We start from the raw sequence: 14,625 nt of genomic DNA, 5'->3' as shown, positions 1-14,625 counted from the left end.
CTAATGACTGTGAGGGATGCGCAAATCGTTAAGATCAACCTGTGATACCTATGGGAGTACTCACGTGCTCGGAAGATCCGCGCCAGGCAGGATATTTGGTAAAGTTGTAGTTTCAGCGAGGTTGAAATGATGGCAAGACTTTTACCCTTGCGCACCGGCAAGTTGGGTCTCCAGATTACAGCCGCGATCATCGTGGGACTGCTCGCAGGCGCCGCTCTGGGTGCAGCTCCCTATACAATTTCGCAAAAGGATCGAGAATTCAGGCCGCGCGAGGTCATTATCAAGCGCGGCGAGACTTTACGGTTCGTTAACGACGATGGTGAGCTGTTGCACCATGCCTATTTGAGCTCGGAGACTTTTGATTTCGATACAGGTGATCAGCAGCCGGGCAGCCAATTCGAGGTCGTCTTTTCGGTAGCTGGTGATTACACCGTGCTGTGCGGCATCCATCCCAAGATGAAGCTTGGCGTGCACGTCATCAAGTAGCGGGCCTAGAGGATCGCGGTGTTGAAGATCGCGGCGTGGCCCACATAGTAGGCGAAAAGCGTAACCATCAGCGCCGTACACAATCCAGCCGGAGCGAGCCACGGAGCGCGATAGTCGGCTTCAGTCGGCCGGTTGTCGGAAAGGATCGCGACGAGGACGACGATGATCGCCGAGTGCCCGATCACATCAAGCTTGCCGAATTCGAAGCACGCGCTGATGAACATTCCGAGCAGCATGGCCGCCGCTACGCGCCGAACCAAGGGCGTCCAAGCCAAGGCAAAGGCGAGCGTGAACTCAACCATGCCTGCAGCCCGCATGTAGAACTCGTTGTCGAATCCCAGCGTGATACCAGGGTGCTCGATCAGAAGCGGGAAGCTCCATTCTGGATAGGCCCACTTCTCTATCGACGCCCACATCAAGGTAACGGCGGTCGCATAGCGCACGAGGTCGAGCGGAGGAACGTCGAGCAGATTCGTTTGCAACCCGGTGAGGGCGAGATAGGCAGCAAGGCCCAGAAAGATCGGATAGTCGGCAAGGTGAAACGTGCCGTAATCGCGCACAGCGAGCCCGAACAACAGCACGATTCCTGCTGCAGAGAGCGGCATGGTGCGGCGCGACAGCAGGCCGGCTGCGATGGCGAGCTGCAAAGGTCCCACCATTGCGGACGTCGTCTTCAGTTCGGGTGTCAGGATGATACCTCCGACCGCCCAGAGCGAAATGAAGAAAAAGCCGCAGACGGCGCGAATTATCACCTCGGTGTGCAGGCGCAAGCTGTCCGTGAAACGGTTCAGGGAGCGGGCCACCAGCGCGCCGAGAGACGTGCGCTCCACCACACAGCCGGAGAAGAACCAGAACAAGGCTACGCCTAGGAGGAGCTCAAAATCCTGGCACAGAACGTTTTCGAGGCCCCGCGGCTGGCCGGCAGCGTCATAGGCACAGAACCACTTGACATGAGCGCTGGCAGCTCGGGTCCCAAGGACCCAGAAGGAGAATCCGGTGATGGACTTGGCAAACAGGACAACTCCCCGAGATGCCGATACGGCATCCCGCCCCAGAGACCTGAACATTTCAAAAATCCACCCGTCTTGGAAAAGCACACCTTTAACGATTTATTCACCGTAGCATAAATTTTAAGATTTGTGACGCCGCAGCAGCTGCTGGTTGATTGGTGGTTAATGGGGTCCGCGGGGGCAGATTTGGGCGGTGGGGCCGCAAGTCCTTTCAATTTTTATAGATTTCGACGACGAGCCTTCAATCCGGATGTCGTACTGAAGGTCGGACAAAACGGATGGTTGGAGTAGTCCATGTTCGGAGCGTTAGGTGCTGCGCGTGTGGCAATAGGCTCGGTGCTCGCCCGCGGCGCGAACCGCTACGCAACGCGCACCGAGGCCCTGGAGGCTTGGGCAGGCGCGATCCTTGCCATCGGCCTTGGTCTCGTGGGAGCGGCGTTGCCGCACGTCTGCTAGAAGCGACTTGATCGCGGAAGCGCGTTATCGGGTCAATTTGGTGGCCGCCAGAGAAGAGGCAGTCAGGGTTTGAAGGAAGGCAATCAAGTCGGCCTTTTCGTTGACCGTCAGAAAGAGCGGCCTGATTGAAGGCGACCGGCTTGGACGGTCGATTCCACCCCTATCATAGAGTTCGATGACCTCTTCGAGCGTTGCGACCGATCCATCATGCATGTAGGGCGCACGCTGCACGACATTGCGCAACGTCGGCGTCTTGAACGCGTACCGGAGTTTTTGTGACGTCGGAAACAGCCGCCCGCGTCCAATATCATCGTCTTTTGCGCTGCCGATATCCTGAAACGATCCATCCGTGAAAGACGGTCCGCTGTGGCAGTTTGCGCAGCGCGCTTTGCCGTTGAAGAGCTCAAAGCCGTGTTTGGCCGCTGCGCTGATTGCGGTTTCATCTCCCATGATCCAGCGGTCGAAGGGGGCCTCGTCAGCGACAATGGTGCGTTCAAAGGTCGCCAAGGCAGCTTCGATCCTGGGTCGGGTGATCGCGCTGTCGCCGAACGCGTTGGAGAACTCATCCGCATAGCCCGGGGTGGCCGAAAGACGTGCGATTAATTCCGATTCCGAAAGGTTCATGTTCGCTCGTCCTGTGATCGGGCCAAACGTAACGGATTCGATGTCTCTGAACTTGCCGTCCCAGCCCAGCGGCTCGGTGAACGCCACATCGATCAAAGTGGGCGCACGCAACGGCAGTCCTTTCGGATCCTCCCCGACCGCACGCGCAAGGCCATCTCCCCACGACAGCGACGGATTGTGGCAAGTTGCACAGGAAACGGTGCGGGACCTCGAGAGCAGCGGATCGAAAAACAACATCTTCCCAAGAGCCGCTTTGGGCGCCGAGTAGGGATTGCCGTCCGGAAAAGGAATGGCCGCCGGCCGACGGTAGCTGGCGCGGATCTCCGCCGCCTCGCTCCTTTCCGTGGCAGTCGAGCCAAAGCGCTGCCCCAACGGCACGAACGCCGCAAGCAAAGCCAGGCTGACCCAGACCTTCATCGGCTGTCCTCGAAGGAAATATCGGTTCGTTTTACGAACAACTTGGTCAAGGAAGCCTTAATGGCCTGTGCCGAGATGCGCCATCGCTCGTAGGGCTACTACTTTTTGCTCTCTCTTGCGGGATCGCGCGCAGCGCGAGGCCGCGTCCGACCCTGAGCGCGCCTAGACCATGCCCATCTGATGCCGCGTTGTTTTTGCTAAGCTCAAAAAAACGGGATGGGGCCAGGGCACGATCGACAGCACAAGGACTACGACCTCAGCCTGGCGCTAAATTAGGACAAATCAACGAGGAGATAGGCCGCCAGTAACGCGTGTGCAGCGATCGGCGCGCTTGGAGGGCTGGATTGTCAACATGGCCGGATCGGCAATCAAGGGGCTACCGCCGCCCTTGCCAGGGAGCAGCGAGGGCAAGAGTTTTCCGAAGGAGGAGCCAGGCTAAACCGCTTCTCTCTTGGCCGTTCCTAGTGGTCCTGACGAAGTTGCCGCTCAATGTCGATTGCTTGATCTGCATTGCGTGCTCGCTTGAGCAAGGCATTGCGCTCGTCGCCGAGGCTTTCCATCTGCCCGCTCACGCATGTACTGTGCAAATTGCTCGAGTCGCGTTTCCAGAGTATCCGTCTGCTTGAATCGCCGTCGCTTCAATCCCATCGCATGTTCCTTGTGCTGATGGTATTGATTGTACGTCCGCGCGCAGACCATCGCAGGAACATAAGTTATTTCCGACTTAGACCTTTGAACTATCGAGCGCTTTGCGGATCTGCGCCGATGTTGTCCGACTCCAGCCACTGACGCCTACGGGCAGAGCCTTGGCCGGTGATGGTGCGGCGCACAAACATCTTAGTTCCAATCTTAACTTCTAAAGAGCCCTGGGCGCGGGGCATCTTTGCTGCTCCTCCCTTGTCAGCGCGTCAAGCCGATCCAATTGACCCGCCAACCCGGTGAGGCTCCGAGCTATGTTCTTCATCAGGAAGGCGCGGTCTGGGGAGGTGTTGGGGTGCTGGGAGAGGGCTCTGTAGTGGCGTGCAAACTCTAAGCATTGCGCGGCGGAAATCATCTTGCCTCCGAGGGCACAAAAACAATAAAAACTTTCAACCTCTGGCTTTGTTCCATGAACGAGAATGACTATAGAATGCATCTGTCTCGGAAGGCAACGTTCCCCGTCCGGATCGCCGCCAACCCGGACACAACGGAAGCGGGAGCCCCGCCAACATGCGGAAGGTAGGCTCCTGCCGACTGGAAAAATAGAACTTGCCTCAACCGATGGCGATCCAATTTCAGCGTACGCCCCGCTCCCGGCTTCATTGGACCCTGCATCACCACGGTCGCCAAAACCGCACCGGTAGGGCCGGATTGGGTCTACGAAATCAAGCATGACGGCTACCGGCTCATGGTGCGAAAGCACGATGACGGCGTGCGGATAGGCGCGTCGCGAAGGGCATAAAGGGGCTCCCCTGAAATCGCTTGAAGCGCGCAAGTCGCCCACTTCGTCGCACACCATTGATAAATCGACAGTCTGAGGGCCCTGCCGGGCTCACCAAAAAAGTCAGTAAACTCATCAGGCGCCATTTCGCCGGATCGGAATCACGGCACCAGAAATCGCACCAGATACGTGCGCTTTTCGTTCCCCAGCCGGCTTTCGACTGGTGATTTTTTCCACGGCATCGGACAAATAGTCGGGATGATGATGACCATAGGTGTTGAGCAACACCTCTAGCGACATTCCAAGGTAGCCAGCTGCCTGCCAAGGGTCCGCACCTCTCTGCATGAGCCAAGTCGCAGCGGTGTGCCGCAAAGTGTGAGGAGAGATTCCCGGACCGAGGCCTGCGAGCCTGACTGCACTCTTGAATGCAGTCTTGACTGACGTCACAGCCTTCCCATTGTACTCCACGAAATGCTTCGCCTCTGGGCTAACTCGGTGCCAGCGCCGCAGGTGCGCGAGCAAGCGCAAGGGGATCGGCACGGTGGGTTGCCGTTTGTTGGTTTTCGCGCTGCCCTGCTTCAGGCGGTAGTAGCGGCCGCGCTCTAAGTCCACGTGAGAGCGACCAATCGCGGGAATGGGAGATGCAGCAGCGATAGCTCCAGCACGAGTTCCGCTGTAGATCCCCAACAAAATAAACCGTGCAAGATGGCGTAGCGGACGCTTGCTTGTCGGGACCTTCAGGTCGTCGGTCGGCCGACGCGAGCCCTTCTGCATTTCGCGATAGCGCCAGCACGTCCAAATCAGTTTGGCCGCATCGCTGCGCGTTAGCCACCGGTCTCGAGGCTGGCCTCTCTCTGGCAGCGAGATCTTGACGATTTCCCGGTGAAATCCTTCGGATGCATGGTGGCCAATCGCAGCTCGTAGGTCTTCAAGGTCTCGCCGAGCCCCTCCCTTCTTGCCGCGCTTCTTGGCATAGGACCGGCAGGCCTCTCCATTGACCTCGCCGAGCATTTTTGCCCCCCACCAATCGTTCAGTCGTTCGATTCTCTTCTTGAACTTGCGGATATCCGGGATGGTATCTTCGCTTTCGCTATCGACATTGAAGCGACTGCGAAGCTTGTCCAGTTGCGCATCCAAGTAGATCGAGAGGACATCCGCGATTGGAATATCGTCTATGTGGCGGATTCTTCGCTTCGGTGTGTGCTTGGATGTTATGTAGTCCCTTAGCTTTTCCTCCGCGGCCGCAATCTCATCTGCAGCGCAGCCTGTGCCGACATCCCGGCCGTTGTCTCTGATGATCCAGGTCGCTTGGTGGGTGATCTTTCCGCCCTTGTTTCGGCGCGCGGCTTTGAGTTGAAGCCTGGCCCCCTTGCTTCTTCGCGGCATAGCTCTCGCATCCGTTCGATATGAGCCAGCGTCGTAAATTCCTTGCCGGCAATCTTCTCAATAACCAATCGGTTACGATCGCGCTCGCGACGCAGGCCCGCGACCGTCATTCCTCCCAAAGGGAACGCGATCTTCACGGCATCAGCAAGGCGAAGAGGGCTATCGGATGTAATTTCAGGTTGCGTTCGACTTGGCATCGGCGCCCATGGCGCGGCTATTAAAGACCGAACTAAGATGTCGGCGCATTGTTGGAAGTAAAGCTCTGCTTGCTTGCATCGCAGGATTGGCGGTCTCCTCGCAAAACTGAGCAGACGGTGCCGCTTGAAGGAGGGACTGCGCAACACACCTGCTTCTTGGACCTGCTTTGCCCGTACGGTAAACGAACCGTCCGATCCCGCGAAGCGGGACTCTCTTGTCGCCGGATCAAGCTATAACGTGAGCAGCGAGCTGCCCTCCATCCGGCGTGGCGCTCCTTCACGAACCAGCCTTCGCCCTCCGGAACCTGGCCAGCCTTGTTGAGAGCGTTGGGGAACACGATCGCTTGCAGGCCGAGGCGCTTGGTCGGATTCCTTAGGGCCGGTCGAACGATCGGCGACGGTCTCGCGCTGCTTCCACTTCGCAACAGTCTTCTGGTTGATTTTGTAGCGCTTGGCGAGGGTTCTCAGGCTCTCCTGACTATTTTTATATTGCTCGACGGACTGCCTCCGTCGTGATGGCGCAGCCGTGTAAAACTTGGTCCTATAGCGCTTCCTTCGAATTGTGCGATAAGGATGCACCATCAAAGTCTGGAACAAAACACCTAGAGCCCGTTCGCCGCGCGCCGAAAGATGCATACGATCATCGATTACCGAGGACCTGGCAGGTGATAAATGAGGACGCGATTGATGCACGTGAGGTGCTACCAGGCAAATGCGAAACCCCACTTCAACCACGCCGAAAAGACTCCCCCGGCTCCGACCCCAAAAACGTCCTGCTGTACCCTTCCCGGCCACCGGGACGACGCGCTCCGCAATTGCTGTGGGCTGAACCGTGCCCATCGGCAACGGTTCTGCCGGGACGCACTGCAGACCTCCGCCTACCTCGTATTGCAAGTCGATTCGCGGCGCGCTCTCAGCGCGCGCGATGATTCGCTGCGTGTGTATTCCCACTTCCGCCGATCACTCGCATAGTGCGTGTGGTACGCTCATTTTGCGCATCATGTGAGCTATAGAAATCACTAATGGCTGTGTACTTGGTCACTTGAGATCTAAACAAACATAGGGCGAACTATGCGCAGGCGCGACAGAACCTGATCGATCACATTTCACGCGAGGGTCACACTAAGGACGATGGGCCTCGATTCCGTGTGGTTCATCCAAGTACCATCGACAGCTGAGGCGCTATATGCCGACATCCGGAAATACATGGACAACGCCGACAGGCATATGGTCACGACCTGGTGAGTGGTCAGTATCGTGGTTGGTTGTCCCAATCGGTCTGGACTGGATCTATGCGCGCATCTAACTGAAGGCCTTCACGCCTCAGGCGGAAATCCGAGTTTATAACGCAAAGCATGAAAATGAGTTCATGGGATGGACTAAGCCCCGGCCAGTTTTTGGCGCGAGTAGCGTTTTCAATCGCTATCACAGCCGCAGTTGCCGTCGGCACATTCGTCGCAATCCGCTACATGGTCGGCTTTTATCGATGATCGCAGCTCGCAGTGCTCAAGCACGACGGCCCGCGAGTGCCATGCTCGATTGGCTCTGCAATTGTCGGTAGCTAGGGCCTTGCTCTCATTTCAGGCGGGGAGCTCAGTCGATGACTAAAATCAGTGGCGATCAAACACCGAGACCGCGGACGGTACGCAGGTCGAACCCGAAGGCGCGGTTACGGTCAAAGTAGATCGCATCCGGAAGATAACCCTCGCCAATATTTTGCGCGTGCGTAGCTACAATCTTTCGGAGGGTGAGTTCGTCATTCATAAGATCGAGTTCATCCACGGCGGCAAACGCCATGATCGGCTATTCGAAGACCGGGAAGCTGATGCGTTTCGAACAAATAGTCTGACAAATAGCATGGAAGGTAACCACATCATTCTCGATGACGTCGACTGAATGGCGCGCGCGGCTATCGGGCAATCATTGCTCAATTAAGATCACGGAGCGGCAAAATTCGAACAAATCCCGCGCAAACGCCAAAGATCTGCAGCCATTCATCCCGACTCGTCATTAAGACTGCGGTTTTCACAAAAACGCGCGATTATGCAATGTCTCGATTTGCTATTTCTGGTCCTGGGTGGTCTCACTCTCGGAGGCCTCATCGGCGCGCTGATCAAACCCCTCTTCGGCCGTCGCGAGCGCGGCCTGGCCCGCGCCGACGGACATCGAAAGAGCGCGGCTCCTACAAAAAGCGGACTCCTGCAACGGCTATCTAAGGCCATGAAAAGGCGCGCCGAATTTTAGTTATTTTCTTATCCCGGTGGCGGAGAGCGACATCGGCTACGACGTGAACGAATCATGAAGCCGCATTGGCTGCGCTGCCGAAGTAAGCCTGCGCGTGATCAAGTTCGACCCAGGCTATGCCAGTCGTGACCTGGCACAATCTTGCACCGACGAACATGATCTGTTTGTCGAATCCAGGCGAGCAATGACCTCGAACTCTGGCACCGCTTACAAGTTGAGAATTGCGGGTTCCTGGATACGGCCCGCCGAGCGAACAACAGCCGAAGTGGTCGGAGGTGTCAGCGGACGGCAACTCCACGCATCCATTCAACCTGACAATCGCTCGTCCGTAACGACCAAACGAGACTGCATGATCGGGGCGGCTATCGCATCGATCAGGGCTCGAGGCCGTGCTCGCGGAGAACCTTATGCATCAGCTCGCCTTTGATCTCGCGGGCGATTTCGCTGAGGATCTGGGCTCCGACTACCCGCCGGGCATCGACATCATCTGTCAAGCCATGCTCCGCGAGTCGTTCGTTCAAGCGCGTCGGAAACTCATCTTCCAGCGCATCGGCAAGCCGGTCCCGCATCGCGCCATGATCATCGGGGGCGATCCGCCTTGCCACCGTATCCCAAGGCTCCCAGCGCGTTGCCAGAAAATCCTCGAAACCCGTCGCTTCCTGTTCCCGCACCGACGTCTCAGCCCTGGCAACGTCATCCGGCGTGACGTCAGAGAGATTCAAGAAGCGCATATCCGGGGCGATGTGGCGCAGTTCCAGCTGATCCCGCAGCTGGGTCTGATAGGCAAGATAGACCTCGATCTCGTCGATATTGGCCTCCGGGTCGGCACGCCGGAGCGAGCTGACCGTCTCGCGTGCGATGTCGTCAAGCGCTCCCAAACGAAACATGACACGGCCATGTTGGAGCAGTTGGTCGAGCCGATTGTCGTAGAGCCCCTCCTTGACATCAGCGTTCAGGCGTGCGGTGTCGCGCGGCGATCAGGATGGAAGGCAGCGTCATTCAAGGTGAGAGAGTTTCGCTGGGCTCGTGACGTAGGGAGGGCGTAGCCCGACCGGAGTTACGAGCCCAGCGTCGGCGCGATCCCGAGGAGGACCGCGCCGACTGGTGATCGCGGCCGGCGGGGTTATGCAAGTGGTTCTTCCGCCAAGAGGAATCACTCGCTTGCCCGGCCGACACATCACAGATCACCAGATGAGGCTCTACATGAAGTACCGTCAGACCGATAGCCCGCCAGTGGCGGCGGCCAAGGCGTCATTCAGTGCGTCGACCGCCTATCGGATCGAGAGAGATCCCCGATTTCCATCGCAAAGGAAGGCGCCCCGCGGCCGGCGACGACCGGACCCGTTGAGCGACGTGTTCGAGACCGAGATCGTCCCGATCCTGAAGGCGGCCCCTGGCTTACGCCCGGTGGCGGTGTTCGAGGAGATGCTACGGCGTCATCCGGATCTCGGCAGCGGTATCCGTCGTACCCTGGAACGTCGGATCCGTGCATGGCGGGCGGTCCACGGCGAGGAGCAGGAGGTGATCTTCCGCCAAACCCACGAGCCTGGCCAGCTCGGCCTCTCCGACTTCACCGACATGGGCGAGTTGGGTGTGACGATCGCGGGTGCTCCGTTGGATCATCGTCTCTATCACTTCCGTTTGGCCTATTGCGGGTTCGAGCACGCCCACGTCGTGCTTGGCGGCGAGAGCTTCGTTGCCCTGGCCGAAGGCCTGCAGAATGCCCTCTGGTCGCTGGGTGGGGCGCCGCGGGAGCATCGGACCGACAGTCTGTCGGCCGCATTCTGCAATCTCGATCGTGATGCACGGGACGATCTGACGCAGCGATACGAGGCCCTTTGTGCCCACTACGGCATGCGGCCTTCCCGCAACAATCGAGGCGTTGCTCACGAGAATGGTTCGATCGAAGGCCCCCACGGTCATCTCAAGCGAGCAATCGCGGACGCCTTGCTGCTGCGCGGAACTGTCGACTTCGACGATCTTGCCACCTATCGCGGCTTCATCGACGAGATCGTCAGCCGCCGCAATGCCCGCAAGGCCAAGCGGATCGATAGCGAGCGCATGGAGTTGCAGGAGCTGCCCGATCGCCGCACCTCGGACTACGAAGAGGTGATCGTCCGCGTGACATCGTCCGGCGGCTTCACCCTGCGCAAGGTGTTCTACACGGTGCCATCGCGCCTGATCGGTCACCGGCTGCGGGTGCGCCTTTACGACGATCGTCTCGACGTGTTCGTCGGCGGCACCCATCTCGTCACCCTGCCGCGTGGGCGGCCGCATCCCAATGGCAAGTACGACCAGGTCGTCGATTATCGGCACGTGATCCATTCCCTGCGGCGCAAGCCGATGGCGCTTCTCAATCTGGTCTACCGAGATCGGCTGTTCCCGCGCGATGCCTATCGGAAGACCTTCGATCGCTTGCGCGAACGCTTGCCGGACAAAAAAGCCTGCCGGATCATGGTCGATCTTCTCGCGCTCTCTCATGAGCGCGGCTGCGAGGCCGAACTCGCCGATCAGCTCACCGCCGACCTCGACGCCGGCCGACTGCCCGACCTCAACCGGCTACGTGCTCACTTCGCCCCCGATCCCGCCAACCTGCCGAACGTCGTGGTGCAGCTCGTGCCGCTTGCGACCTACGAATGCCTCATCGGTACCGCCGAGACCGGAGGTGCCGCATGACCGTAACGAACACGGTTGATGCCGCGCGCCTCAATCTGTTGCTCAATGAGCTCCGGCTGCCTGCCATCAAGGTGCTGTGGGCGCAATTTGCCGAACAGTCCGACAAGGAAGGCTGGCCGGCCGGCCGCTTCCTCGCGACCATCGCCGAGCACGAGATCGCCGAACGCGGCCGCCGTCGGATCGAACGACACCTTGTCGAAGCACGTTTGCCCGCCGGAAAGACCTTCGACAGCTTCGACTTCGAAGCCGTGCCGATGATCTCGAAGGCGCAGGTGATGGCGCTCGCCGCCGGTGACAGCTGGCTGGGCAAGGGCGCCAATTTGCTGTTGTTCGGGCCGCCCGGCGGCGGAAAGAGCCACTTGGCGGCAGCGATCGGCCTGGCCCTCATCGAGAACGGATGGCGCGTCCTCTTCACCAGGACCACCGATCTCGTGCAGAAGCTCCAGCTGGCGCGACGCGAGCTTAACCTCGAGGCGGCCATCAATCGTCTCGATCGCTTCGATCTCCTGATTCTTGATGATCTCGCTTACGTTACCAAGGATCAGGCCGAGACCAGCGTGCTGTTCGAGCTCATCAGCGCACGCTATGAGCGCCGCGCGATGCTGATCACCGCCAATCAGCCATTCGGCGAATGGAACAGGGTCTTCCCGGACCCCGCCATGACCCTGGCCGCTATCGATCGCCTCGTTCACCACGCCACCATCGTCGAGATGAACGTCGAGAGCTATCGCAGACGGACCGCCCTCGAACGAAAACGCGGTCCCGGACGGCCGCCATCGCACGCGACACCCAAAACCGTCGCTGATTGACGCTGCGCGACAATCAGAGTTCAACAAAACTCTTGCGCGCGACAATCATCGCGGCAATCATCATCAGGCCGCGACACTACCTCGCTATCCTGATTGCCGCGCACTTCCTACCCAGATTGCCGCGCTACAGTGCGGTCTGCATGCCGTTCCAGGTCAATGTGATGCGGTCCTCGCAGGACGCAGTCGCTCCGTTGGCCAGCTCGAAAAACTGCTTGCGCAGTCCCGGCCTCATCGCGGCCTGTAGCAGATTCTCGGCCACCTGGTCGCGGAACGCCTGATGACCATAGTTTACGGTGCCCGCAAGTCTTTCGAGAAACAGAGCGAAGTCCTGCGCACCCGGCTCTGCCGCGAAGCCCTGCCACGCGTCCACTGCGCCAGGCTGGTCCGCGAGCCACTCCGCGACAACTTCGTGCAGGGGCCGCGACTCGTGTTCCATCGGTTGTAGCGGCATCGACAGCAAGACTTGCGGGCCGGCATAGTCCGCGCCGCGCGTGACTGTCGCCAAATCGGCCAGCACCGGAGCCGGTATCGGATTAGACCGCAGGTCGATGCTGGACGCGCTGCCGAGCTGCGTCAGCACGCTCGCGGGCAGGCCGGTCAGCTGATTATTGCTGGCGCCGAGCATTTCAAGGCTGACGGGGAGTGTCTCGGGCAGATTGGTCAGCTGATTTTCGCTGACGTCCAGATATCGAAGTCTGGCCGGAATGTCGGGCAGGCTTGTCAGCTGGTTGTCGCCTGCGTCCAGGTACCGCAACCTTGCCGGAAGACCGGGCAGACTCGTCAGCCGATTTTCGCTGACATCCAGGCGGCGGAGCCTGGCTGGAAGCTCAGGCAGACTGGTCAGCTGGTTATTGCAGGCGGAGAACTCCTCGATCGTTGCCGGAAGGGCGGGCAGATCGGTCAGTTGGTTGCCATCGACAGTCAAGCTGCGGAGCCTGGACGGCAGCGCTGCCGGCAGGCTGGCCAAGTCGTTGGCCATGAGGTGGAGGTGCCGGAGCCTGCTCGGAAGGGCGGGCAGACTAGTCAGCCGGTTGTCAGAAGCGTAGAGGTCCCGGAGTCCGCCCGGAAGCTGGGCCGGCAGGCTGCTCAACTGGTTACCGATGACATTGAGGGTCCGGAGCCTCGGCAGGAGTGAGGCTGGCAAGGCGGTCAGGGACAGCGACGATAAATCCAGCTCGTCTCTGACATCACCCTCGTCCCGCCATGCCCTCGTCCGGTTGACCGCCTCTTGCCGATTCTCGTCTTCACCCTGCCCCTCTTCCGCTGCCCAACTGGCCAGGGCGCGGTCCTGCGACGAGACGAGGTCGGCGGCGGCGGCTCCTGTGGCCCACCGAGTCAAGGCTGACGCCCACTGGGTCAGGCACGAAGGCGAATGCCCGGCGGCCCCAGACGTTGGCTCGGTGCTTTCGGATTCGGAGGGTATGCCAGCGCGAGTCTGCGCCTGTTCTGTATTCATTGAACTTCATGACATGTTTGGCCTCAGCCGATAAGGCAGCTCTATCGGCTAGATCGAGACGTTCGCATGCTAGGAAGCTCAGCTGTCGATAAGCTGACGAGGTCAGGTTATCCGATCGGCTTCGGCTTTACTTTGGCGCCGAGCCCCAAAGGAAGCAGGATCCGTATCATCCTTATCCCGATGACGCTCGCATCACCTACTGCAAGGCCGATGGGGTGTTGTGCGATGGGTAGCGCCGTATCGGGTGACGAGGACCGGTGCGAGCCGCCGGCATCGCGGCGGCCCGGTGGCTGCCGCACGCCCGGACCGCTCGTGCGACGTGGGGTCGGCCACCCCGCGCAATAGAGCTAAAGGGCGACCAGTTCGGCGAGCTTGGCTGCGACCTCAGCCATTGACTCTTCCGCAGTGTCGAGGCCGGTTCGCGAGGCGAGCATAGGGCTGACGTCCCGGAGCGCTTCATACGTCGTCTGATGCACGACGGGAACGAGACGCGCACCGGCAAGGAGCACCGAAAGTTCTTTGTCGGCAATGCCTTCTTTTGGGAGGCGGCGCAGCAGCGCAGGGGTCACCAGCACGATCCCAATCCGCGAGTTCGCCAGCCCCCTGTCGATGGCGCGGAGTAATGGCACGCCGAGGCCAACGTCCTTTTCGCTGAACCACACCTTAACACCGCGTGCCTCAAGCAGATCGTGCAATTGTTTGGCTGCCCCCTGCCGGTCGTCCCATGCGTGGCAAAGAAAGACGTCCCGAAGGTCAAGGGTCGCTTGCTTCTCGACGGCCTCGCGGACCGGCGTGAGCTCCCGCACCTCGGTCGGCGTGTACATCACGGTCGAACCGGGTCGCGACCATCGTGCCCTTACGCGGCTGCCAGACCCGCTGCTGCTCCGACTGCCCCCGCTGCTCTCTGACGCGTAGTAGGACGGAGACGAGTAGGACCGGGGTGAGTAAGAGCTGTAGCCGCCGTAACGGCGACCCCAGCTGCCACGACATGCAGGGCAGGCCGCTGCAGCGCTCGCTGAGCGATGGCCCTCTTTTGGTGCCGTGCATCTAGCCATGTGATTTTTCCTGAAACTGAATGTTGCACTTCTTTGCAATGGAGGCCTGCTCGAGCGCGACCATCTGGCCTTTCATCTGCGCGAGCTCCGCGGCCGTTTGCTTGTCGCCTCCAACAAAGAACGCTGCTGGCCAAAAAATGACTACAGCTGCGGTGGTGGCCAGTGTGTCTTTCGTGCGTTGACTGTCTTGCGCGCCGGACAGCGCCGCGGCTCTTGCCGAGACAGACTGAGCCTCAAGCGCGAGCTGTTGGCAGTTGTAAGATTGATATTGTACCGGTGAAACGTATGTCGGCGTGATATCCGCTGCAGATGAGGCGCAGCTGGCAAGCGCAACAGCAAGCGCGGCTACGATGAAATTACGCATGGTATCCCCCCTAAAAACCGCCGCA

General features: G+C 59.7%; 11 protein-coding genes and 2 pseudogenes. 4 read left to right on the top strand and 9 right to left on the bottom strand.

The genetic code is table 11. From position 1 onward, the window contains the following. Positions 1-126 precede the first annotated feature (126 nt). Positions 127-486, top strand: coding sequence for a methylamine utilization protein (locus tag AC5V87_RS09485; RefSeq protein WP_495370777.1), 360 nt, complete (start codon positions 127-129; stop codon positions 484-486). A 5-nt stretch (positions 487-491) separates the two neighbouring features. Here the strand turns inward: AC5V87_RS09485 and AC5V87_RS09480 are convergent, their stop codons facing one another. Beyond that, entirely contained in the window at positions 492-1,553 is a 1,062-nt protein-coding gene (locus tag AC5V87_RS09480) for a hypothetical protein (protein WP_495370776.1), read from the bottom strand. A gap of 237 nt (positions 1,554-1,790) precedes the next feature. Between AC5V87_RS09480 and AC5V87_RS09475 the strand changes: the two genes are divergently transcribed. Then, the gene (locus AC5V87_RS09475; RefSeq protein ID WP_495370775.1) at positions 1,791-1,952 is read left to right on the top strand and encodes a hypothetical protein; all 162 of its coding nucleotides are present in this window, start codon (positions 1,791-1,793) and stop codon (positions 1,950-1,952) included. 24 nt (positions 1,953-1,976) lie between these two features. On the opposite strand, the gene AC5V87_RS09470 is transcribed toward AC5V87_RS09475, so the two are convergent. The 5 genes and pseudogenes from AC5V87_RS09470 to AC5V87_RS09450 form a co-directional block, all read right to left on the bottom strand. Then, positions 1,977-2,993: a cytochrome-c peroxidase gene (locus tag AC5V87_RS09470; protein ID WP_495370774.1), complete on the bottom strand. Its 1,017-nt coding sequence runs from the start codon at positions 2,991-2,993 to the stop codon at positions 1,977-1,979. 1,555 nt (positions 2,994-4,548) lie between these two features. Next, on the bottom strand, positions 4,549-5,799 hold the full coding sequence (locus AC5V87_RS09465) for a tyrosine-type recombinase/integrase (RefSeq protein WP_495370773.1): 1,251 nt from the start codon (positions 5,797-5,799) through the stop codon (positions 4,549-4,551). A 566-nt stretch (positions 5,800-6,365) separates the two neighbouring features. Continuing rightward, positions 6,366-6,513: pseudogene (locus AC5V87_RS09460) on the bottom strand (IS481 family transposase); the annotation flags it as partial. 1,103 nt (positions 6,514-7,616) lie between these two features. Beyond that, the gene (locus AC5V87_RS09455; protein ID WP_495370772.1) at positions 7,617-7,793 is read right to left on the bottom strand and encodes a hypothetical protein; all 177 of its coding nucleotides are present in this window, start codon (positions 7,791-7,793) and stop codon (positions 7,617-7,619) included. Positions 7,794-8,614: 821 nt separating this feature from the next. Then, a pseudogene (locus AC5V87_RS09450) lies at positions 8,615-9,205 on the bottom strand (NEL-type E3 ubiquitin ligase domain-containing protein); the annotation flags it as partial. 196 nt (positions 9,206-9,401) lie between these two features. On the opposite strand from AC5V87_RS09450, the gene istA reads away from it, so the two are divergent. Further along, the gene (gene istA, locus AC5V87_RS09445) at positions 9,402-10,916 is read left to right on the top strand and encodes an IS21 family transposase (RefSeq protein ID WP_495367624.1); all 1,515 of its coding nucleotides are present in this window, start codon (positions 9,402-9,404) and stop codon (positions 10,914-10,916) included. After that, entirely contained in the window at positions 10,913-11,725 is an 813-nt protein-coding gene (gene istB, locus AC5V87_RS09440) for an IS21-like element helper ATPase IstB (protein ID WP_495367623.1), read from the top strand. Before istA ends, istB begins: the two co-directional genes overlap by 4 nt. 124 nt (positions 11,726-11,849) lie before the next feature. On the opposite strand, the gene AC5V87_RS09435 is transcribed toward istB, so the two are convergent. The 3 genes from AC5V87_RS09435 to AC5V87_RS09425 form a co-directional block, all read right to left on the bottom strand. Continuing rightward, positions 11,850-13,064, bottom strand: a complete 1,215-nt coding sequence (locus AC5V87_RS09435; RefSeq protein WP_495370771.1) for an NEL-type E3 ubiquitin ligase domain-containing protein — start codon at positions 13,062-13,064, stop codon at positions 11,850-11,852. A gap of 464 nt (positions 13,065-13,528) precedes the next feature. Then, a complete protein-coding gene (locus AC5V87_RS09430) occupies positions 13,529-14,005 on the bottom strand; it encodes a toll/interleukin-1 receptor domain-containing protein (RefSeq protein WP_430649048.1) in 477 nt (158 codons plus the stop codon). Positions 14,006-14,228: 223 nt separating this feature from the next. Then, positions 14,229-14,600, bottom strand: a complete 372-nt coding sequence (locus AC5V87_RS09425; RefSeq protein ID WP_495370770.1) for a hypothetical protein — start codon at positions 14,598-14,600, stop codon at positions 14,229-14,231. Positions 14,601-14,625: the final 25 nt, after the last annotated feature.

This window comes from Bradyrhizobium sp. SOJA106, assembly GCF_059448745.1.
The sequence above is the reverse complement of the archived record's forward strand: the minus strand, read 5'-3'. Positions and strand labels throughout refer to the sequence as shown.

Coding starts and splice junctions, on each gene's coding strand:
- AC5V87_RS09485 (WP_495370777.1), top strand. CDS start 127: ATGATGGCAAGACTTTTACCCTTGCGCACCGGCAAGTTGGGTCTCCAG.
- AC5V87_RS09480 (WP_495370776.1), bottom strand. CDS start 1,553: ATGTTCAGGTCTCTGGGGCGGGATGCCGTATCGGCATCTCGGGGAGTT.
- AC5V87_RS09475 (WP_495370775.1), top strand. CDS start 1,791: ATGTTCGGAGCGTTAGGTGCTGCGCGTGTGGCAATAGGCTCGGTGCTC.
- AC5V87_RS09470 (WP_495370774.1), bottom strand. CDS start 2,993: ATGAAGGTCTGGGTCAGCCTGGCTTTGCTTGCGGCGTTCGTGCCGTTG.
- AC5V87_RS09465 (WP_495370773.1), bottom strand. CDS start 5,799: ATGCCGCGAAGAAGCAAGGGGGCCAGGCTTCAACTCAAAGCCGCGCGC.
- AC5V87_RS09455 (WP_495370772.1), bottom strand. CDS start 7,793: ATGGCGTTTGCCGCCGTGGATGAACTCGATCTTATGAATGACGAACTC.
- istB (WP_495367623.1), top strand. CDS start 10,913: ATGACCGTAACGAACACGGTTGATGCCGCGCGCCTCAATCTGTTGCTC.
- AC5V87_RS09430 (WP_430649048.1), bottom strand. CDS start 14,005: ATGTACACGCCGACCGAGGTGCGGGAGCTCACGCCGGTCCGCGAGGCC.
- AC5V87_RS09425 (WP_495370770.1), bottom strand. CDS start 14,600: ATGCGTAATTTCATCGTAGCCGCGCTTGCTGTTGCGCTTGCCAGCTGC.